The organism is Martinezella dioscoreae (assembly GCF_009176305.1).
In the GTDB taxonomy this organism is placed as follows: domain Bacteria; phylum Pseudomonadota; class Alphaproteobacteria; order Rhizobiales; family Rhizobiaceae; genus Rhizobium; species Rhizobium dioscoreae.
Genome location: NZ_BLAJ01000017.1, coordinates 1 through 20,983, shown reverse-complemented (window position 1 = coordinate 20,983; position 20,983 = coordinate 1). Strand labels below are relative to the sequence as shown.

Sequence of the window (20,983 nt, the reverse complement as noted above, 5' to 3'; positions counted from 1 at the left end):
AATTTCCCATGCCGGGCGCGCACATACCCTATTGTCACGCCTTTGTCACCCCTTGCGGCTGAATTAAGTGGCGATTAGCGCCAGTTTTGCGGCGCGCTTGAACCAATGTCGTTCATCCAGACGTGTTGTCGCTACTTCTTTCGCAACTCGTCCAGCAAATCCGGCCGCCGCTCTTTCGTCAGCTTCTCAGCCTGCTCCCTCTGCCATTTGGCGATCGCCGCGTGATTGCCAGAGGTGAGAATGGCGGGGATCTCTCGGCCCTCCCAGATTTGCGGGCGGGTATAGTGCGGGTGTTCCAGCAGGCCGCCTTCGAAGCTTTCGTGCAAGCCGGAAAGATCATTGCCCATGACGCCGGGCAGGATGCGAACGATAGCGTCGAGCAGGATGAGGGCGGCCGGCTCGCCGCCCGAGAGGATATAGTCGCCGATCGAGACTTCTTCGAGGCCACGGCCGTCGATGACGCGCTGGTCGACGCCTTCGAAGCGGCCGCAGACGATGATGACGCCATCGCCGCCTGCAAGCTCGCGCACGCGCTTTTGCGTCAGCGGCTTGCCGCGAGGGCTCATCAGCAGGCGGGGGCGGCCGTCGTTTTCGCTGGCATGGTCGATGGCGCGGGCAAGCACATCCGGTTTCAGCACCATGCCGGCGCCGCCGCCGGCCGGCGTGTCGTCGACGGTGCGGTGCTTATCGGTGGCGAAATCACGGATCTGCACGGTGTCCAGCGACCATTGCCCGCGTTCCATCGCCTTGCCGGCAAGCGACGTGCCGAGATGGCCGGGGAACATCTCGGGATAGAGCGTCAAGATAGTCGCTCGAAAACTCATGGCGCGGTCACTTCCCAATAAGGATCACTTCTTCGGCTTGCCTTGGGGCTTTTCCGGCTTTGCCGGCTTGCCGATAAGATCGTCGGGGTTGTCGATCAGGCCGGCGGCCAGCGGATCGATCAGGATCTTGCCGCCCTCGAGATCGATTTCGAGCACGGCGGCTTCGGAAAAGGGGATCAGCACGGGCCGCTTGCCCGGCCCCTTCAGCTCCAGCAGGTCGCCCGCACCGAAATCATAGATGCCGCTGACAGTGCCGTAGCCGACGCCTTGGTCGTCGACGGCTTCCAGCCCTTCGAGATCGGTGTAGAAGAATTCGTCGTCGTCGAGCTCATCATCCGGCAGGTGGTCGCGCTCGATATAGAGTTCCAAGCCGTTCAGTGCCTCGGCGGCATTGCGGTCGTTGATGCCGCGGAAACGCACGATGACGACATTCTTGGCCTCGCGGATTTCCAGAACTTCGAAGCTGCGGCCATCCATGCTGTGCAGGTGGCCGTAATCGCCAAGCGCGGTCGGATCGGATGTATAGGCGCGGGCACGCACCTCGCCCCTCAGGCCCTGTGCGGCGCCGATGGTGGCCATCAATACCGGATTTTGCAGTTTCGTCATGGTCTCTTCGCCGATTGCCGGGATTATGCAGCAGATCCAAAATGCTACAGCGACCGACCTTGGCACTCATCTGTGACACGCGGCGCTGTCTTTGGTTCTCTCATAGGCTGAACATTTGCCGATGGGAAACAAAAAACGGGCGGCATGTCGCCATGCCACCCGTTTTCAATCAATGCGGGGTCCGATTACTCGGAAGCAGCAGCGGCGTCAGCAGCCTTCTGTGCCTTTTCGGCAGCGCGCTCCTGAGCCTTCTTGCCCGGCTTTGCCTTTTCCGGGTTATTCTTGGCTTCGCGCTTTGCGATGCCGGCTTCGTTGAGGAAGCGCAGAACGCGGTCGGTCGGCTGTGCGCCGTGGTCGAGCCAGTGCTTGATGCGTTCGACCTTCAGTTCAACGCGCTTGGCGTCGTCCTTGGCAAGCATCGGGTTCCAGGAGCCCAGGGTCTCCAGGAAACGGCCGTCGCGCGGCGAGCGAGCGTCGGCTACGACAACGTGGTAGTACGGGCGCTTCTTGGAGCCACCGCGGGCGAGACGAATTTTCAATGCCATGTTCATTCTCCTTAGGCTTTTCTTGACCGCTTCGTTGTGCGGTATGGTTACGTCGCGCTGCTTTTTTCTTGCTGCGTGATCCCCTGAAAACGTCCTGCGTCTTCGGGATCATGCGGCCAGGGGGTTACCCTTTGAAATCCGCAGCGATCTGTTCATGATGCCGGATGACTTCCTTGATGACGAAGTTCAGGAACTTCTCGGCGAAATCCGGGTCCAGATTGGCGTCCTTTGCCAGGCGGCGCAGACGCTCGATCTGAAATTCTTCGCGTGCCGGGTCGGCCGGCGGCAGGTCGTACTTGGCCTTCAGCACGCCGACCTCTTTGGTGCAGCGGAAGCGCTCGGCCAGCATGTGCACCAGTGCAGCATCGATATTGTCGATCGACTGGCGGTATTTGCCCAGTTGGGCTTTGACGTCTGGATCAATCATGGTCAGCGATCCCTCTCACTTCTTCTTCGGCAAACCGGGGAGGCCCGGGAAACCACCGCCGAGACCAGGCAGCTTGGCGCCGCCGAGGCCCGGCAAACCGCCCCCGCCGCCCAGGCCAGGCAAACCACCCGGCAGGCCGCCGGGACGGCCGAGGCCTGCTGCTTCGGCCTGCTTCTGCAGGGCTTCGAGCTGCTTGGGGTCCATGTTCGACAGGTCAGGCATTCCCCCCATACCGCCGCCGAGGCCCATCTTACCGGCAAGGCCGCCCATCAGCTGCTTCATCATGCCGCCTTTGCCCTTGCCGCCCATCATCTTCATCATGTCCGCCATCTGGCGGTGCATCTTCAGAAGCTTGTTGATGTCGGAGGCGTCGGTGCCGGAACCGGCGGCGATACGCTTCTTGCGGGAATGCTTGAGGAGATCCGGATTGGCGCGCTCGGCCTTGGTCATCGAGGAGATGATGGCGAGCTGGCGCTTGAACAGGCGGTCGTCGAGGCCGGCGGCAGCCATCTTGTCCTTCATGCCGGACATGCCGGGCATCAGGCCCATGATACCGCCCATGCCGCCCATCTTCTGCATCTGCTGGAGCTGATCGGCGAGATCGTTGAGGTCGAACTTGCCCTTGGCCATCTTGGCAGCCATGGCGGCTGCCTTCTCGGCGTCGATATTCTCGGCAGCCTTCTCGACGAGGGAGACAATGTCGCCCATGCCGAGGATGCGGTCGGCGATACGGCGAGGATGGAATTCCTCCAGCTCGCCCATCTTTTCGCCGACGCCGATCAGCTTGATCGGCTTGCCGGTCACGGCGCGCATCGAAAGGGCGGCACCACCGCGGCCGTCGCCGTCCATGCGGGTCAGCACGAGGCCGGTAATCCCGACGCGCTCGTCGAAATTGCGGGCGAGATTGACGGCGTCCTGACCGGTCAAGCTATCGGCGACCAGCAGGATTTCGTGCGGATTGGATTTCTTCTTGATATCCGCCATCTCGACCATGAGCGGCTCGTCGATATGCGTACGGCCGGCGGTGTCGAGGATGACGACGTCATGGCCGCCGAGCTTGGCGGCCTGCACGGCGCGTGCGGCAATATCGGTCGGCGACTGGCCTGATATGATCGGCAGCGTGTCGACGCCGGTTTGCACGCCGAGCTGGCGCAGCTGCTCCTGCGCGGCCGGACGGCGCGTGTCGAGCGAGGCCATCAGGACCTTCTTACGGTCGCGGCTGGTCAGGCGGTTGGCGATCTTGGCCGTGGTAGTGGTCTTACCCGAGCCCTGCAGGCCGACCATCATAACGACGACCGGGGCGGGGGCATTCAGGTCGATGCCGACACCTTCGCCGCCGAGCATCTCGATCAGCTCGTCATGGACGATCTTGACGACCATCTGGCCGGGCTTGATCGACTTCAGGATCTCGGCGCCGACGGCCTTTTCGCGGACGCGATCGGTAAAGGAGCGCACGACATCCAGCGCCACGTCGGCTTCGAGCAGCGCACGGCGAACCTCGCGCAGTGCCGCGGAAACATCGGCTTCCGAAAGCGCGCCGCGGCCTGTCAGTCCATTCAGAATGGAACCAAGACGGTCCTGGAGGTTTTCAAACATCGTTTCTTCCTTATCGATCGCTTGGGATTTGGATTTGGCGCAAGTTTGCGCGGTTCCTCGCCCGAAAACGTCGTGCTTTTCCATGACGAAAACAAGACGCAAAGCCAAAAAGCACCCGAGGGCGCATCGCGCTGTCGGGTGTTGACCTCCGGGATCTCTTTATACCTTAATGGGTCCCGGTCGGTGGCTCGGAGGCTTGTGCTCGTCGCAGATTGCGGACGATAAACAGGAAAAGGCCGGCAAAGTCAACCCAATGCGGCCGAAATGCCTGAAATGCACGGATGACATCACGATATCGATGTCGATTTGACCATACCACCGTCTTCGAATTGTTGTATCGATCCCCGGCCGCCAAATGATTCCCCGAGACAGCTCCGAATGAATGATGCAGCCCTGACCGATCTCCTCGCCGCCTGCCGAAACTATGCCGGTGGCCGGGTCGACGCCCGTTTCAACGCGGTGGCGCAGACCTTCTACGCGGGGGCGATGGCGCAGCCGAAGATCGCGGCGCGGGCAGCGCGCGAGCTTGGCCGCCTGCCGCCACCGGGTGCTGCGATCCTTGCCAATATGCTCGGCACCATCGTCGAGAAGGGTGGCGCGGTGGAGCGCAGTGGTCCGGCCGTATGGGAGCTTTATCTGGCCTGGCTGCCGCAGATCCATCGCGGCTTTGCCGGCCGCAAGGAGCTGAGCCCGCGGCAAAGGCAGCTGCTGGATGCATTTCAGCTGCTTGGCCAATCGGCGGTTTCGCATCTTTCCGGCATGCCGGAGCAGCGTAAGCTTGCGGCTGGCGACAAGGCGCTGATGGCGCAGCTTGCCGAACTGCAGGATTATACGCCGGGTGCCGCCTGGGTCCGTCAGGTGCTGTTGAGCCGCAGCGACGATCTGCTGGTGCTGCATCTACCGAGCCGCCAGGGCTTTCGTCTGCGGTATGAGAATATCGTCAATTGCTTTCATCTGTTCACGCTTATCCAGGCAGCCTTCGGCGAGAGATTGCCGGGCGGCCGTACGCCCAACAGGTTCATTGTCGATATGGCGCGCTGCGTGACCGTGGCAGAAGAGGGCAATGACGAGCCTTGGTGGTGCTATCAGACGATGCGGCCGGATGAGTCAGCTCTTGTCGACATTTCCGGCGAGGCCTCTGTCGAGACGATTTCGCGCATCGATGGCCGGCGGGTCATCCTGCTTTCCCCGCCGGTGGCAGGCGCGGCATTGTGGGACACGAGTTTCTTCACGCCGCAGCTATTCGCAATGCCGGCGAACGTCGTGGTCGATGAGGCGCTGACGACGCAGGAGGTGGTGGAATGGCTCGCCAGGATTGGTGTGCCGGCCGGCGAAGCGACGGGCGCGCAAGGAGCGGACAAGGCATGACAAGCTCATCCCGCTCGGCTAGGAAAAACCCCTACTATCAGGGTCCGGTATCCGACCACTTCGATGGCCAACGTTTCTTCAATCCTGGTGGTGTCGCGCCCGGCGATGCGTTCGATCTTTTGCGCTGGCAGCTCGGCGGCGGGAGGGTGCGCTGGCCCAATCCCGTCATCAGCGCCTTTCCGCTGGCCAAGCCCGATCGGCATGTCTTCGGCAATCAGATGCGGGTGACTATGGTCGGGCACGCCTCGATGCTGGTGCAGATTGCAGGACTGAACGTTCTGACTGACCCGGTCTGGTCGGAGCGGGTGAGCCCCTTCCGCTCCGTCGGGCCGAAGCGCGTGGTGCCGCCTGGCATCCGCTTCGAGGACCTGCCGCATATCGACCTCGTGCTGGTGACGCATAATCACTACGACCATCTCGATCTCGTGACCCTTGCCCGCCTGCAGCAGGCGCACCGGCCAAAGATCGTCACGCCGCTCGGCAACGACACGATCATCCGCCGTGCCGTTCCCGATGCCGACATCACTGTTGTCGACTGGGGCGATCGTATCGCCCTCAAGGCCGGTGTGACCATCGATGCCGAGCCTTGCCATCACTGGTCGGCGCGGGGCATGGGAGACCGGCGCATGGCGCTCTGGGCGGCATTCGTGCTCAACACGCCAGCGGGCAAGATCTACCATGTCGGTGATACCGGCTTTCACGACGGCATCAATTATGAGGCCGCCCGGCAAAAGCATGGAGGCTTCCGCCTCGCAATCCTGCCGTTCGGCGCCTATGAGCCGCGCTGGTTCATGAAGGGCCAACATCAGAATCCAGAAGAAGCAGTCAAGGGCATGAAGCTCTGCAATGCAGCCTATGTCGCCGGTCATCATTTCGCGACCTTTCAGCTGACGGACGGAAGGGATCGATGCGCCGGTGCAGGCGCTGGATGTCGCGCTGAAGGCCGAGGGCGTGGAGCCGGATCGCTTTCGCCCGCTCCGGGCTGGCGAAGTCTTTGACGTGCCGATTGTGTGAGGGGGCGCCAAATATCCCTTCTCCCCCTGGGGAGAGGTGGCCCGAAGGGTCGGATGAGGGGGTTAAGTCGCCTCGAATTCATTGAGTTCAGCGTGCTCGGGCAAGCCCCCTCATCCGCCTGTCGGCACCTTCTCCCCGAGGGGAGAAGGATTGCGTCGTGCGTCGGCGAACCTTACTGCTTAATCTCAGGCTCGACCAGTTTCGCCAGATTGATCAGCGATTCCTGCCAGCCGAGATAGCAGGCTTCCGGCGGGATGACATCGGGTACGCCCGCCTGTGTGATGTTGACCTCAGTTCCGACGAGGACTTTCTTCAAGGTCACGGTCACTTCCATTTCGCCGGGTAGGTTCGGGTCGTCGAACTTGTCGGTGTAGCGCACAAGTTCGCCCGGGATCAGTTCGCGAAAATCGCCGCCGAAGGAATGACTCTCGCCCGTCGTGAAGTTGCGGAACGACATCTTGAACGTGCCGCCGACTTTCCCTTCGAAGTGATGCACGCTGCAGGTAAAGCCATTCGGCGGCAACCACTTGGCAAGTGCGTCGGCCTCGATAAATGCGCGATAGACCTTTTCCGGGCTGGTGGCCAGAACGCGGTGCAGGCGTATGGTGTTCGGCATGGTCATAATCCCTATGGTTTGACGGAGTGGACGAGCCTAGGACGTGGCAGCTTTTGATATTCCGACATCGAGAATGATTTTTTCTCAAAATGAATTCCGTCAAGGTTTCTGGGTGAGGTCTTCGCTGTGGTCAAAGGACGAGCCACCCGCCCTCGTGGTTCGAGACGGCCCTGCAGGCCTCCTCACCATGAGGGCTAATCTCTTGTGTCGACCATACATTTCCGGAAACTAGGCACTGCAGCACAAATCATGGCGCAGCGACGATGTTAACCCCGCCTCATCCTGAGGTGCGGAGCTCGAAGAGCGAAGCCTCGAAGGATAGAGACGGCCCGGATCACTCTGGTAAATCTTGAAAGTGCCGTCCTTCACGCACCACTGGTAATTCCCCCGCATTTCCGCCATATACAGCTCGACAACAGGAATGATCTCATGAGCAACACGGTCGAATTCGCGAGGATGAACGGGCTTGGCAACAAGATCCTGGTCGTCGACATGCGCGGCCGCAAGGATGTGGTGACGCCCGCGGCGGCGATCGCGCTCAATGCCGATCCGGCCACCCAGTTCGACCAGATCATGGCGATCCACGATCCGAAGCTGCAGGGCACCGATGCCTGGATCGACATTCTGAACTGCGACGGCACCAAGGCGCAGGCCTGCGGCAACGGCACGCGCTGCGTCGTACAGGCGCTGGCGGCCGAAACCGGCAAGAAGGTTTTCACCTTCCAGACCGTCGCCGGAATCCTCAATGCCAGAGAGCATGAGGACGGCACGATCTCGGTCGATATGGGCACGCCCGTTTTTGACTGGGACAAGATCCCGCTTGCCGAGGAATTTTCCGATACCAGCCGCATCGAGCTGCAGATCGGGCCGATCGACAATCCGGTCCTGCATTCGCCTTCGGCGATGTCGATGGGCAATCCGCATGCGATTTTCTGGGTCGACAAGGACCCGATGTCCTTCGATCTCGATCGTTTCGGCCCGCTGCTCGAAAACCACCCGATGTTTCCCGAGCGCGCCAATATCACGCTGGCGCAGGTGCTGTCGCCGACCTCGCTGCGCACCCGCACCTGGGAGCGCGGCGCCGGCCTGACACTTGCCTGCGGTTCGGCCGCTTGTGCTGCCGCCGTCAGCGCCGCGCGCACCGGCCGCACCGGCCGCAAGGTGACGATCGAGGTTGCCTCAGCACCCGCGCCGGGCAAGCTCACCATCGAATGGCTAGACAGTAACGACCATGTGGTCATGACCGGGCCCGCCGAATGGGAATGGTCCGGCACGGTCGATCCGGTCACTGGCAGCTTCTCGCGCGATCCGGAGCAGGGGGCTCAGGCGCGGTGAGCGGGGTCGAGGTCATTACCTTCGGCTGCCGTCTCAATACCTATGAATCCGAAGTGATGAGGGCCGAGGCGGAGAAAGCCGGGCTCAACAATGCCATTCTGGTCAATACCTGCGCCGTGACGGGCGAGGCCGTGCGCCAGGCGCGCCAGGCAATTCGCCGTGCGCGGCGCGACAATCCGCATGCCCGCATCATCGTCACCGGCTGCGCCGCGCAGACCGAGAAGCAGACCTTCGCCGAAATGGCGGAAGTGGACGCCGTGCTCGGCAACGAGGAGAAGCTGAAGAGCGCCTCCTACCGCGCGCTTCCGGATTTCGGTGTGTCGGCCGAAGAGAAGCTGCGTGTCAACGACATCATGAGCGTGCGGGCGACCGCGCCGCAGATGATCCGCCATATCGATGGCCATGTGCGCGCCTTCATCCAGGTGCAGAACGGCTGCGATCACCGCTGCACCTTCTGCATCATTCCCTATGGCCGGGGCAATTCGCGTTCGGTGCCGATGGGTGCTGTGGTCGATCAAGCCGGTAAGCTGGTCGAAAGCGGCTATCGCGAGATCGTGCTGACCGGCGTCGATGCGACGAGCTATGGCGCCGACCTGCCGGGAACGCCGACGCTCGGCCTGCTTGGGAAGACGCTGCTGAAGCAGATTCCGGAGATCCGCCGGCTGCGTCTCTCCTCCATCGATAGCATCGAGGCCGATGGCCACCTGATGGATCTCATTGCCGACGAGCCGCGCTTCATGCCGCATCTGCATCTCTCGCTGCAGCATGGCGATGACATGATCCTCAAGCGCATGAAGCGGCGGCACTCGCGCACCGATGCTATCCGTTTCATCGAGGATGTGCGCCGTCTGCGCCCAGAGACGAGCTTCGGCGCCGATATGATCGCCGGCTTTCCGACAGAGACGGAAGAGATGTTTGTCAATGCTATCGGTCTGGCGGAAGAAGCCGGCATCGCGCATCTGCACGTCTTCCCTTACAGCCCGCGCCCCGGCACGCCGGCCGCCCGCATGCCGCAGCTCGATCGCGGCGTGATCAAGGAGCGCGCCGCCCGCCTGCGCGAGGCCGGGCTGAGATTGCACCAAGCCCATTTGGACAAGATGGTCGGCACACGGCAATGGCTGCTTGTGGAGAATGGCGGACTGGCGCATACGGAGAACTTCACGCTTGTCGCCGCTCCTGGCCTTTGCCCGCGCGACCTTGTGCAGGTCGCAATCACCGGCCACAATGGCAAGCATCTCGACATGCAACTTCTGGCCGCCGACGCGGCTTAATGCTTCAACGGACACTTCATGGCGCTTGGTTTCATAAAAAAAGTCTTCACCTTCGGCCGTGAGAAGCCGGCTGAGGAGCAGACGCCTGCGGAGGATTCTCAGAAGGTTGAGACGCCTGTTGTAGAACAGGAAGCGCCTGCTGTAGATGTTTCGCCGGCTTCAGAACCTGCAGAGATTGCGTCGCCCCCCTCTGTCCCTTCGGGACATCTCCCCCACATGGGGGGGGATCGGTTGGAGGATGCCGCGCCGGCTGAGCAGGAAGAAAGGGCTGAAGGCCAGGCAGATGTTTCCGACGCGAAAGAGATTGAGGCCGCTGAAGCTGCCCGTTCCCTCGAATCCGAATCGCAAGAACAGCACGACGATCTTCAAGCGATCGAACCGGAGCAACCTGCTGATCCTGAAGCGAATGTAATTTCGGAAGAGCGCCCCAACGAACCAATCTCCCCCCTTGTGGGGGAGATGTCCGACAGGACAGAGGGGGGTGAGGAAGCTACAGCAAACTCAGAATTCTCGTCGAAAGACTCCGAATCTCATTTGGAAGCTAGCGACACTCCGACCGCCACCCCCATCCTCCCCAAGGGCTTCTCCACAGCCGCTTCCGCGCCAGCTCCCACCCCCGAAGCGCCAAAACAAAAACTCTCCTGGTTCCAGCGCCTGCGCGCCGGGCTTGCGCGCACCTCGTCGCAGCTGACCGGCCAGATCGCGGCGCTTTTTACCAAGCGCAAGCTCGACGATCAGACGCTGCAGGATCTGGAGGATCTGCTGATCCAGGCCGACCTCGGCGTCGAAACGGCGATGCGCGTCACGGATACGCTGGCCTCCGAACGCTACGGCAAGGATGTGACGGGCGAAGATGTCGGCCGCATCATGGCGCAGGAAATCGCCAAGGTGCTGAAGCCGGTTGCGAAGCCCTTGCAGCTCGATCTCAGCCACAAGCCACATGTGATCCTCGTCGTCGGCGTCAACGGCACCGGCAAGACGACGACGATCGGCAAATTGGCGGCGAAGCTCTCCGGCGCGGGACTGAAGGTCACGCTGGCCGCCGGCGATACGTTCCGCGCCGCTGCGATCGAGCAATTGAAGATCTGGGCTGAGCGCACGAAATCGGACTTCATCGGCACCAAGCTCGGCGCAGACGCTGCCGGCCTCGCCTTCGATGCCTTCCAGCAGGCCAAGGCCAACAAGAGCGACGTGCTGATCATCGATACCGCCGGCCGCCTGCAGAACAAGGCGGAGCTGATGGCCGAGCTCGAAAAGATCGTGCGCGTGCTCGGCAAGCTCGATCCGGATGCACCGCATACGGTTTTGCAGACGCTCGATGCGACGACCGGCCAGAATGCCTTGAACCAGGTGGAAATCTTCCGCAATGTTGCCGGCGTCAACGGGCTCATCATGACCAAGCTCGACGGCACAGCGCGGGGCGGCATCCTTGTTGCCATCTCGGCCCAGCACAAGTTGCCGGTCTATTTCATCGGCGTCGGCGAAGGTGTAGAGGATCTCGAGCCGTTCGAAGCCGAGGATTTTGCTCATGCCATTGCCGGTACGGGGGCTGTAAACAGCCAATGAATGACAAGAATAAGTTTGATGACAGGGAAAGTGCCGCAATGACGACCAGCGACAGCGATCTCACCCCAAGTGCCGCCGACAGGCACCATCCGATGCTGAAGCTGGTGCTGGAACTCGGGCCTTTGCTGGTGTTCTTCTTCGGCAATCTGCGCGGCGAGTGGCTGGCGCAGCATTTTCCGCAACTGGCGGCGCTCGGCGGCCCACTCTTCGTCGCCACCGGCCTGTTCATGGCAGCGACGGTGATCTCGCTCATCGTTTCGAAGGTCATGCTCGGCCATTTGCCGCTGATGCCCTTCGTCTCCGGCATTGTGGTGCTGATTTTCGGCGCGCTCGGCATCTACCTTCAGAACGAAACCTTCATCAAGATGAAGCCGACCATCGTCAATGCGCTGTTCGGCATTGTGCTGCTCGGCGGACTTGCTTTCGGTAAGTCGCTGCTCGGCTATGTCTTCAATGCCGCCTTCCAGCTCGATGCCGAGGGCTGGCGCAAGTTGACGCTGCGCTGGGGTATCTTCTTCTTCGTTCTCGCCGTGCTCAACGAAGTCGTCTGGCGCGGCTCGAACTGGCTTTATCTTCCGGACACCAAGGCGGCGGATAATCTCTGGGTGAACTTCAAGGTCTGGGGGACGATGCCGATCACCATCCTCTTCACGCTGTCACAGATGCCGCTGATCATGAAGCACACGGTCGAGCCGCCGGCGGAAAACGGTAAATGAGCCAAGCCATCGACGCCCAAAGCCGCTATCGGCAACAGAGCTTCTGGTTCATCGCCTGCGTTGTCGTTCTGCTCGTGCAGATCGTCACCGAATACATGATGGGCCGTGTGCCGATCTGCACCTGCGGCTACGTGAAGCTATTCGAGCCAGTGGTGAAATCCAGCGGCAATTCGCAGCATATCGCCGACTGGTACACGCCGTCGCACATCATACACGGCTTTCTCTTCTTCGGGCTCACGCATCTGATCATGCGCGGCAAGCCGCTGTCGATGCGGCTCTTCGTTGCCATGCTGATCGAATCCGGCTGGGAGATCCTGGAAAATTCCCCGATCATCATCAACCGCTATCGCGCCGCGACGATCTCGCTCGATTATGTCGGCGACAGCATCCTCAACTCGTCGATGGATGCCGTGTTCATGGTGGTCGGCTTCCTGTTTGCCTGGCGCGCACCGGTGCTGGTGACGGTCGCCATCGCCATCTTCTTTGAGCTGCTCACCGGATATTTGATCCGCGATAATCTGACGCTCAACGTGCTGATGCTGGTCTGGCCGGTCGAGGCGATCAAGACGTGGCAGGGCGGGATTTAATCTTTTAACCCTCGCCCCTGCGGGGAGAGGGTGGCGCGATAGCGCCGGGTGAGGGGGCGCTACCGGGAGAGTGCTGACTTTCGCTCGCCGCTCAGGGCCTTTTTGCTTCGTGCCCCAGCCCCTCATCCGCCCTTCCGGCACCAACCAGGGTCGAGCCGCTGATCTCAACCCATCCTTCGGCCCCCCGAGGGGAGAAGGGAGTTAAGACGCCGGCTTCCCCTGCGCCTTGGCTATGGCCGGATAAAGCCCTTCTTTCAAACTTGTCGGCGTGAACGGGCCGACCTGCTTGTAGAGGATCGTACCGTCGGGGGAGACGAGGTAGGATTCCGGGATGCCGTAGACGCCCCAGTCGATGGCGGCGGAGCCGTTCGGGTCGATACCGATGGCGTTATATGGGTTGCCGAGTTCGCCGAGGAAGCGAAGGGCGTTCTCGCTTGTGTCCTTATAATTGATGGCCACGATGTTGAGCTGACCGCTCCTGGCAAGCTCCTTCAGCACCGGATGCTCATCTCGGCAGGGAATGCACCAGGAGGCGAAGACATTGACGAGCGTCAGCTTGCCTTTGATGGCGTCGTCGGTGAGCGCCGGCAGGTTGGAGCCTTCGAGAGGCGCGAGCGCGAGCTTCGGCGCCTTGGTGCCGATCAGCGCCGAGGGAATGGCCGAAATATCGGTGCCGTGCACTTCCTGGTCGTACATGACCTTTCCGACGGCGAATGCGATGCAGGCAAAGACGATCAGCGGAATGAGCGCCAGCAGATAGCGTGCGGTGCCGCTCGATTTCGGCTGATCCTTGTTATCGGCATCCGCGGTCATTTCGTCTCGCTTTCCGCCGCGCGCTGCGAGCGGCGGCGGAGGCCGGAGGCTTCCAATGCCGCGAGCTCGCGACGTCGTAGGCGTCCGTCGATCCAGATCCAAGCGATAAGAGCGAGCACGACGACCGCCGCAAAGCCATAGGAGCCGAAGACATAGAAGGGATGCGTCATTCTAGCCCTCCCGGCCTGCCATGCGCGCGGCCATGCGACGCTGCGTGGCGATGCGGCGACGCCAGATTTCGTTGCGGATCGCCATCAGGTGCAGCGTGAAGAACAGCAGCGTGAAGGCGAGCGCCATGGTGAAGAGCGGCCAGAGGAATTCCGCGGCGATGGCCGGGCCATCCATGCGCATGATGCTTTCCGACTGATGCAGTGTGTTCCACCAGTCCACGGAGAACTTGATGATCGGGATATTGATGAAGCCGACCAGTGTCAGGATCGAGGCGACGCGGGCAGCTTTCGATGGATCGTCCATGGCGCGGTTCAGCGCGATCAGGCCGAGATACATCAGGAAGAGGATGAAGACCGAGGTCAGGCGTGCATCCCAGACCCAATAGGTGCCCCACATCGGCTTGCCCCAGAGCGAACCGGTGACCAGCGCGATCAGCGTGAAGGCGGCGCCGAGCGGGGCCGCCGTCTTGCCGGCGACATCGGCGAGCGGATGGCGCCAGACCAGCGTGCCGATCGCCGACATGCTCATGATCGTGTAGCACATCATCGACAGCCAGGCGGCCGGAACGTGAATATACATGATGCGGACCGTATCGCCCTGCTGATAATCGCCCTCGGTCGTAAAGGACAGATAGAGGCCGATCGCGAAGAGCACGGCCGAAATGGCCGCTAGCCAGGGAATGAGACGCGCCGAGAAAGCCAGGAACCGCGTGGGATTGGCAAGGTCGGAAAATCGGCTGATCGCAGTGATATCGCTCATGCGGCTTGTTTAACCCGATATGGCATTTCCGGCAATCGACCGCATTGTCCCGGATGGACGAAACAGTATCTTATTGCGATCAATCAGTCGTGTTCCGCAGGGCAAGAGCAGCAGCGGCCGGGCCGAGGACGGCGAAGAACAAGGTGAGCGCGATCAGGATCAGGAAGGGCGGCAGGAACGGCTGCGGCCCTTCGACGGCGGCATAGGTGGCGCTGACGCCGAAGATCAGCACGGGAATGGTGAGCGGCAGCACGAGAATGGAGACGAGCAGCCCGCCGCGCGGCAACGCCACGGCGACCGCAGCACCGACCGCGCCGACGAAGGTGATCGCTGGCGAGCCGACGAGCAGGGTCAGGGCCGTCGCACCGATCGCCGTCTCGTTCATATTCATAAAGAGGCCGAGCAGCGGCGAGGCGATGACGAGGGGCAGGCCTGTCGCCACCCAATGTGCCGCGCATTTGATGAAGACCGTCAATACCAGCGGTGTTTCCTGCATGACGAGCAGATCGAGCGAACCGTCGTCGCGCTCGGCCTGGAACAGCCGATCAAGGCCGAGCAGGCTTGCGAGCAGCGCGCCGATCCAGACGATGGCCGGGCCGATGCGCGAGAGAAGTTTGAGATCAGGCCCGACACCGAAGGGGATGACGGCGACGACGGTGAGGAAGAAGAGGATACCGATGAGAGCGCCACCGCCGGCGCGCATCGAAAGTTTGAGATCGCGGAGGAAGAGGGCGGTCATGGGGAACGGCTTTCGACGTGAGTCAGGGAGTTGCCTTTCGCTTGGCTCAAGGCGCGAGAAGCTTTCGCTTCCCGCCACCCCCCTCTGCCCCTTCGGGGCATCTCCCCCACATGGGGGGAGATTGGTAACTCGCCGCTCGCTCGCAGCCAAAGAGTGTCTTTCAGTGCTCGCAGATCATGTCGAAGTTGCTTTGGGCAAGCAATCGCCGCCCACAATCTCCCCCCTTGTGGGGGAGATGTCACGATAGTGACAGAGGGGGGTAACTCGTCGCATAGCGACGAGCTTTTCCGAAGTGACAGAGGGGGGTGACGAAGGTGCGGCATAAGAGGAAACATCTGCATCATCCCCACACCCCCACACTCGCCGCTGCAAACCCCGTCATCCGCATCTCCTGCACATTCTCCAAGCCGAGCGGCTGGTGCGTTGCCGCAACAACGATGCCGCCGCTCTTTTGGTGGGCTGTGATGAGATCGGCGAAGAGTTGGTCGGCGGAGCTGTCCAGTGCTGCCGTCGGTTCGTCGAGGATCCAGATCGGGCGATGGGCGACCAGAAGTTTGGCGAAAGCGATTCGCCGCTGCTGGCCGGCGGAGAGATAGCCGAAGGGCAGATGCGTGATGCCGGTAAGCCCGACGGCGTCAGCAGCTTCCTCGACGTCCAGGCTGGAGCCGCCTGGCATATCGCCGAGGAATGTTTTCCAGAAGGTCAGGTTTTCGGCCACCGTCAGCTCGGATTTCATCGCATTGCGGTGGCCGAGATAGTGGCTGGCTTCACCGGCCGGCCGGCCCGATTCGCCGTCATTTCCGGTAAATGTGATAGTGCCTTTTTCCGGCCTCAGCAGGCCTGCCACAACGCGCAGAAGCGTCGATTTTCCCGACCCATTACGGCCAGTTAAAACGAGTGCATCTCCATCCGCCAAGTTGAAGGAAACATTCAAGAAAATCAGGTCTTCGCCCCGCCTTGCCGCCAGATTTTCAGCGCTTAGATGCATTCGCTCAGGCTTTCCCCGTTTTCGTTGCTGCAACGCGCAAAAAATTGTCCAAAATTGCGCTTTGTCACTCTGGCAAGTCTTTACGAAATTATCTATAAGACCTGCAACCACGCCAGCGGTCGGCGTGAATTCAATCCTTGCGCCGAACTTAAGGTTTTAAACCTTACGTGCGGACAGCGGAAATGGCCGTACCCGCATCCTGATGTGCATAAAGTGCATAGGCGTTCGCACGACTGTGTTGGCTATCAGAAACGGGGTATCTCGTGTCTAAATCTCTTGACAGTTTCAATTGTCGTTCCACGCTGACCGTGGGCGGGAAAGACTATGTGTATTTCAGCCTTCCCAAGGCTGAAGCCAATGGTCTGCCCGGTGTTTCCAAGCTGCCTTACTCCATGAAGGTGCTTTTGGAAAACCTGCTGCGTTTTGAAGACGGGCAGTCGGTCACCAAGGAGCATATCCTTGCCGTCGCCGAATGGCTGACCAACAAGGGCACCGTCGAGAACGAAATCGCCTATCGCCCGGCGCGCGTGCTGATGCAGGACTTCACCGGCGTTCCGGCCGTCGTCGACCTTGCTGCCATGCGCGACGCGATGGTTTCGCTTGGCGGCGATCCGGAAAAGATCAACCCGCTCGTTCCCGTCGATCTCGTCATCGACCATTCCGTCATCGTCGACGAATTCGGCACGCCGCAGGCTTTCGCCAAGAACGTCGAGCTGGAATACCAGCGCAACGGCGAGCGCTACCGCTTCCTGAAGTGGGGCCAGCAGGCATTCAAGAACTTCCGCGTCGTTCCTCCCGGCACCGGCATCTGTCACCAGGTGAACCTCGAATATCTCGGCCAGACCGTCTGGACGAAGGAAGAAGACGGCGAAACGATCGCTTATCCCGACACTTGCGTCGGCACCGATTCGCACACGACCATGATCAACGGCCTCGGCGTTCTCGGCTGGGGTGTCGGCGGCATCGAGGCTGAAGCCGCCATGCTCGGTCAGCCGGTCTCCATGCTGCTGCCGGAAGTCATCGGCTTCAAGCTGACCGGCAAGCTCAAGGAAGGCGTCACCGCGACCGACCTCGTTCTGACCGTCGTGCAGATGCTGCGCAAGAAGGGTGTCGTTTCCAAGTTCGTCGAATTCTTCGGCCCCGGCCTCGACAACATGCCGCTCGCCGACCGCGCCACCATCGGCAACATGGGTCCGGAATATGGCGCGACCTGCGGTTTCTTCCCGGTCGACAAGGAAACGCTGAACTACCTCAACATGTCCGGCCGCGCCAAGGACCGTATCGCACTCGTCGAAGCCTATTCCAAGGCCCAAGGCATGTGGCGCGACAATGACGGTTCCGATCTCGTTTTCACCGACACGCTGGAACTCGACCTCGGCGACGTCGTGCCGTCGATGGCCGGTCCGAAGCGTCCGGAAGGCCGCATCGCGCTGGAAAACATCGCTTCCGGCTTCGCAACCTCGCTCGAAACCGAATACAAGAAGCCGGGCCAGCTCTCCAACCGCTATGCGGTCGAAGGTACGGATTTCGACATCGGCCATGGCGACGTTGCCATCGCTGCCATCACCTCCTGCACCAATACCTCCAACCCGTCGGTGCTGATCGCTGCCGGCCTTCTGGCCCGCAACGCCGTTGCCAAGGGCCTGAAGAGCAAGCCGTGGGTCAAGACCTCGCTGGCGCCGGGATCGCAGGTCGTCGGCGAATATCTTGCCAAGTCCGGCCTACAGGCTGATCTGGACAAGCTCGGCTTCAACCTGGTCGGCTTCGGCTGCACCACCTGCATCGGCAATTCCGGCCCGCTGCCGGCGCCGATCTCGAAGACGATCAACGACAAGGGCCTGATCGTTGCCGGCGTCCTCTCCGGTAACCGCAACTTCGAAGGCCGCATCTCGCCCGACGTCCAGGCGAACTATCTCGCTTCGCCGCCGCTCGTCGTCGCTTACGCGCTCGCAGGCTCGGTGCAGCTCGACCTGACGAAGGAGCCGATCGGCGAAGACCAGAACGGCAAGCCGGTCTATCTGAAGGACATCTGGCCGACCTCGCACGAGGTTCAGGAGTTCATCCAGAAGTACGTCACCCGCGAGCTTTATGAAACCAAGTATGCCGACGTCTTCAAGGGCGACGCCAACTGGCAGGCCGTGCAGGTTCCTCCGGGCCAGACCTATGCGTGGGACGACAACTCGACCTACGTGCAGAACCCGCCCTACTTCGTGGGCATGGGCAAGAAGGGCGCCGGCGTTTCCGACATCAAGGGCGCGCGCGTTCTCGGCCTCTTCGGCGACAAGATCACCACCGACCATATTTCTCCGGCCGGTTCGATCAAGGCGGCCTCGCCGGCCGGTTCCTACCTCCTCGGTCATGGCGTCGGCGTTGCCGACTTCAACCAGTACGGCACGCGCCGCGGTAACCATGAAGTCATGATGCGCGGCACGTTTGCCAACATCCGCATCCGCAACCACATGCTCGGCCCGAACGGCAAGGAAGGTGGCTACACCATCCATTATCCGTCCAAGGAAGAGACGTCGATTTACGATGCGGCCATGCAGTACAAGGCCGAGGGCGTTCCGCTCGTCATCTTCGCAGGCGTCGAATACGGCAACGGCTCTTCGCGCGACTGGGCTGCCAAGGGCACGAACCTGCTCGGCGTGCGCGCCGTCATCGCCCAGTCCTTCGAGCGCATCCACCGTTCGAACCTCGTCGGCATGGGCGTCATCCCGTTCGTCTTCGAGGAAGGCACCACCTGGGCAAGCCTCGGCCTGAAGGGCGACGAACTCGTGACGATCGAAGGCCTGGAGAACATCAAGCCGCGCGAGCGCAAGATCGCCAAGATCACCTATGGCGACGGTTCGGTGAAGGATGTTCCGATCATCTGCCGTATCGATACGCTGGATGAGGTCATCTACGTCAACAACGGCGGCATCCTGCAGACCGTTCTGCGTGATCTCGCTGCCTGATAGGCATTAAACGCTGTTATGGGAGGCCGCCGGAAAACTCTTCCGGCGGCCTCTTGTTTTTCACGGTGATGTGTACTGCGAGACTTCTGCTCACCCCGGCCTCACCCCATCGTGACTTTGCGTCATCGCGTTAAACTATTATCTCTTGTTTCAGATTTTTCGGGCTTGATGTGGCCTGGTCGCCCCAAGAAGCGCGAGTTTTGCAGAGCCCGTGTAGGCAGACGGCGCTCGAGATTGGATGCAGAGGTAAGATAGAATGCGCCTTCGATTTTTGGCTCCACTTCTGGCAGGCATTGGGCTCGCAAGTTCGCTGCATGCGCAGGAGGCTCCGAAGATCAAGGGCGTCGTCGAACTCTTCACCTCGCAGGGCTGCGCTTCCTGCCCTCCCGCCGATGCTGCCTTCCGTAAGCTGATCCGCCAGGGCAATGTCGTGGCGCTCGCCTATCACGTCGATTACTGGAACTATCTCGGCTGGAACGACACGATGGCATCCAAGGACAATACGGCGCGGCAATACGCCTATGCCCGCACGATGGGGCGCAGCGGGGTTTATACACCGCAGGCGATCGTCAATGGCAGGGACCATATGAACGGCGCCGATCTCAATGGCATCAACGTCAAACTGGATGACTTTGTGCGCCTTGGCGAGGGGCTGACGGTTCCGGTGAATGCTGCCATGAAGGGCGACGAGCTCGAGATCAAGATCGGCGCTGGGCAGGGCAAGGCGAATGTCGTTGCCGTCTATTTCGATAAGGAACAGATGGTGGCACCGAAGGGCGGCGAAAATACCGGCCAGCAGATTGCCTATATGCACGCGGTATCCGATGTCGAAACAGTCGGCATGTGGGACGGCAAGGCCATGAGCCTCGTGCTGCCGTCCACCGTGCTGGATAAGGCTGGCCGGCGAGGCCTTGCGATTCTGCTGCAGTCGTCGACATCTTCAGGCGATCCGGCTGCCATTCTCGGGGCGACTGTTCTGACGGTAGGCTCGGACGGCTGAACGATTTTTCCAGCTTTGCCGGAGGTCTTCCATTTTGAACTGATGCCAAAAGGGGTCCCTATTTTGGCTGGCGCCAAAAAGGGAGGTGCCCGGCGAGGACGCATTCGGGGCTGGGGTTTAATCGATGCGCCCCAGCCGGGCCGTTTGACGCGGCGGCGCCAAACGGCTGCCTATACTTCCTGTAAATTGGGCGTCGTTTTGTCTGAAATGCGGCGTTGACGAGGTGCTTTCACAGCCGGGAAAGAAATTGTGAGCCGTCAGCCGTCTTGCAATTTGATGCGGCTGAGGCAAACTGTCATTCTCCTGTCATGAGATAGCCCCTGGGGGATTGATGACTGATCAGCCGGATTTGAGACACGGTGAAAGCCGTTCCGTCGATACCAATTCATCCGTCGTCGTTGATCTCAGAGAATACAAACAGAGCAAGGACCCGCTGCCGGTGACCTTTCATCGCCGGGAGCTTGATGCGATTCTCTGGATCTATGGCCGCATGGTCGGCGAGGGCGAGTGGCGCGACTACGCCATCGACCATTTGAAGGACAAGGCGGTTTTCTCCGTCTTCAAACGCTCCGGCGAAATGCCGCTCTTCCGCATCGAAAAGAATCCGAAGCTTTCAGCCAAGCAGGGCGCCTTCTCAGTCGTCAATACCAACGGCATGATCCTGAAACGCGGTCATGAGCTGAGCCAAGTGTTGAAGGTTTTCGACAAGCAGCTGAAGTTGGTAGAGAAGTAGTTTCTCGTCGTTGGCTGTGTGCTGGCTGATAGTGCCACACCCCCTCTGTCCCTATCGGGACATCTCCCCCACAAGGGGGAGATTGGTAATTTGGAGCAGCCTCTTCGCCTCATGGTACATCGAGTCTGCCGAAATCACGCCTTATTGTCTGTGATGGGCGAGCGGCAAACTCCCAGCTATCTCCCCCCTTGTGGCAGGGCTATCGCATATGAGCGGAGATCGCCGCCGTCCCCTTCTCCCCAGCGGGGAGAAGGTGCCGCCAGGCCGATGAGGGGGTGCCCGCCAAGACCACAAAAATCCATGAATTCAAATCGATAACCCCCTCATCCGACCCTTCGGGCCACCTTCTCCCCAA

At 61.0% G+C, this 20,983-nt stretch carries 20 protein-coding genes and 1 pseudogene; 10 read left to right on the top strand and 11 right to left on the bottom strand.

Annotation, left to right across the window (positions count from 1 at the left end; all coding sequences use genetic code 11):
- Positions 1 to 131 precede the first annotated feature (131 nt).
- The 5 genes from trmD to ffh form a co-directional block, all read right to left on the bottom strand.
- On the bottom strand, positions 132 to 824 hold the full coding sequence (gene trmD, locus GDN47_RS29590; RefSeq protein ID WP_145635995.1) for a tRNA (guanosine(37)-N1)-methyltransferase TrmD: 693 nt from the start codon (positions 822 to 824) through the stop codon (positions 132 to 134).
- A 24-nt stretch (positions 825 to 848) separates the two neighbouring features.
- Positions 849 to 1,430, bottom strand: coding sequence for a ribosome maturation factor RimM (gene rimM / locus GDN47_RS29585; protein WP_145635998.1), 582 nt, complete (start codon positions 1,428 to 1,430; stop codon positions 849 to 851).
- A gap of 185 nt (positions 1,431 to 1,615) precedes the next feature.
- Entirely contained in the window at positions 1,616 to 1,975 is a 360-nt protein-coding gene (gene rpsP, locus GDN47_RS29580) for a 30S ribosomal protein S16 (RefSeq protein ID WP_069614776.1), read from the bottom strand.
- A gap of 124 nt (positions 1,976 to 2,099) precedes the next feature.
- A complete protein-coding gene (locus GDN47_RS29575) occupies positions 2,100 to 2,402 on the bottom strand; it encodes a chorismate mutase (protein WP_069614775.1) in 303 nt (100 codons plus the stop codon).
- A 15-nt stretch (positions 2,403 to 2,417) separates the two neighbouring features.
- Entirely contained in the window at positions 2,418 to 3,998 is a 1,581-nt protein-coding gene (ffh, locus tag GDN47_RS29570; RefSeq protein ID WP_145636001.1) for a signal recognition particle protein, read from the bottom strand.
- Positions 3,999 to 4,376: 378 nt separating this feature from the next.
- Between ffh and GDN47_RS29565 the strand changes: the two genes are divergently transcribed.
- Both GDN47_RS29565 and GDN47_RS29560 read left to right on the top strand, forming a co-directional pair.
- Positions 4,377 to 5,366 (top strand): hypothetical protein, encoded by a 990-nt coding sequence (locus GDN47_RS29565; protein WP_145636004.1) that lies wholly within the window; start codon positions 4,377 to 4,379, stop codon positions 5,364 to 5,366.
- A pseudogene (locus GDN47_RS29560) lies at positions 5,363 to 6,380 on the top strand (MBL fold metallo-hydrolase). Before GDN47_RS29565 ends, GDN47_RS29560 begins: the two are co-directional and overlap by 4 nt.
- A 172-nt stretch (positions 6,381 to 6,552) precedes the next feature.
- On the opposite strand, the gene GDN47_RS29555 reads toward GDN47_RS29560, so the two are convergent.
- Positions 6,553 to 6,996 (bottom strand): SRPBCC family protein, encoded by a 444-nt coding sequence (locus tag GDN47_RS29555; RefSeq protein WP_162746327.1) that lies wholly within the window; start codon positions 6,994 to 6,996, stop codon positions 6,553 to 6,555.
- Positions 6,997 to 7,425: 429 nt separating this feature from the next.
- Here GDN47_RS29555 and dapF point away from each other — a divergent pair, with 429 nt between their 5' ends.
- The 5 genes from dapF to GDN47_RS29530 are packed head-to-tail and all read left to right on the top strand — an operon-like array spanning position 7,426 to position 12,471.
- On the top strand, positions 7,426 to 8,331 hold the full coding sequence (gene dapF / locus GDN47_RS29550; protein ID WP_145636009.1) for a diaminopimelate epimerase: 906 nt from the start codon (positions 7,426 to 7,428) through the stop codon (positions 8,329 to 8,331).
- Complete coding sequence (gene mtaB, locus GDN47_RS29545; protein WP_152094816.1) at positions 8,328 to 9,602, top strand: tRNA (N(6)-L-threonylcarbamoyladenosine(37)-C(2))-methylthiotransferase MtaB; 1,275 nt, start codon at positions 8,328 to 8,330, stop codon at positions 9,600 to 9,602. Before dapF ends, mtaB begins: the two co-directional genes overlap by 4 nt.
- Before the next feature lie 18 nt (positions 9,603 to 9,620).
- Positions 9,621 to 11,168, top strand: a complete 1,548-nt coding sequence (gene ftsY, locus GDN47_RS29540) for a signal recognition particle-docking protein FtsY (protein ID WP_152094815.1) — start codon at positions 9,621 to 9,623, stop codon at positions 11,166 to 11,168.
- Positions 11,165 to 11,884 (top strand): septation protein A, encoded by a 720-nt coding sequence (locus GDN47_RS29535; RefSeq protein WP_145636016.1) that lies wholly within the window; start codon positions 11,165 to 11,167, stop codon positions 11,882 to 11,884. Before ftsY ends, GDN47_RS29535 begins: the two co-directional genes overlap by 4 nt.
- On the top strand, positions 11,881 to 12,471 hold the full coding sequence (locus tag GDN47_RS29530) for a DUF2585 domain-containing protein (RefSeq protein WP_152094814.1): 591 nt from the start codon (positions 11,881 to 11,883) through the stop codon (positions 12,469 to 12,471). Before GDN47_RS29535 ends, GDN47_RS29530 begins: the two co-directional genes overlap by 4 nt.
- Before the next feature lie 201 nt (positions 12,472 to 12,672).
- Here GDN47_RS29530 and GDN47_RS29525 read toward each other — a convergent pair whose 3' ends face one another.
- The 5 genes from GDN47_RS29525 to ccmA all read right to left on the bottom strand — a co-directional run bounded on the left by GDN47_RS29525 (position 12,673) and on the right by ccmA (position 15,941).
- Positions 12,673 to 13,284: a DsbE family thiol:disulfide interchange protein gene (locus GDN47_RS29525; protein WP_145636021.1), complete on the bottom strand. Its 612-nt coding sequence runs from the start codon at positions 13,282 to 13,284 to the stop codon at positions 12,673 to 12,675.
- Positions 13,281 to 13,454, bottom strand: a complete 174-nt coding sequence (ccmD, locus tag GDN47_RS29520) for a heme exporter protein CcmD (RefSeq protein ID WP_145322009.1) — start codon at positions 13,452 to 13,454, stop codon at positions 13,281 to 13,283. The genes GDN47_RS29525 and ccmD overlap by 4 nt, the downstream gene beginning before the upstream one ends.
- A gap of 1 nt (position 13,455) precedes the next feature.
- A complete protein-coding gene (locus GDN47_RS29515; protein WP_145322012.1) occupies positions 13,456 to 14,214 on the bottom strand; it encodes a heme ABC transporter permease in 759 nt (252 codons plus the stop codon).
- Between the two features lie 79 nt (positions 14,215 to 14,293).
- On the bottom strand, positions 14,294 to 14,953 hold the full coding sequence (gene ccmB / locus GDN47_RS29510) for a heme exporter protein CcmB (RefSeq protein ID WP_145636023.1): 660 nt from the start codon (positions 14,951 to 14,953) through the stop codon (positions 14,294 to 14,296).
- A gap of 340 nt (positions 14,954 to 15,293) precedes the next feature.
- The gene (ccmA, locus tag GDN47_RS29505; RefSeq protein ID WP_145636025.1) at positions 15,294 to 15,941 is read right to left on the bottom strand and encodes a heme ABC exporter ATP-binding protein CcmA; all 648 of its coding nucleotides are present in this window, start codon (positions 15,939 to 15,941) and stop codon (positions 15,294 to 15,296) included.
- A gap of 263 nt (positions 15,942 to 16,204) precedes the next feature.
- Here ccmA and acnA point away from each other — a divergent pair, with 263 nt between their 5' ends.
- From acnA to GDN47_RS29490, 3 genes are all read left to right on the top strand, one after another.
- Positions 16,205 to 18,895, top strand: a complete 2,691-nt coding sequence (gene acnA, locus GDN47_RS29500) for an aconitate hydratase AcnA (RefSeq protein ID WP_113354348.1) — start codon at positions 16,205 to 16,207, stop codon at positions 18,893 to 18,895.
- Between the two features lie 256 nt (positions 18,896 to 19,151).
- The gene (locus GDN47_RS29495) at positions 19,152 to 19,895 is read left to right on the top strand and encodes a DUF1223 domain-containing protein (RefSeq protein WP_145636028.1); all 744 of its coding nucleotides are present in this window, start codon (positions 19,152 to 19,154) and stop codon (positions 19,893 to 19,895) included.
- Between the two features lie 331 nt (positions 19,896 to 20,226).
- Entirely contained in the window at positions 20,227 to 20,628 is a 402-nt protein-coding gene (locus GDN47_RS29490; RefSeq protein ID WP_145636030.1) for a DUF2794 domain-containing protein, read from the top strand.
- Positions 20,629 to 20,983 lie beyond the last annotated feature (355 nt).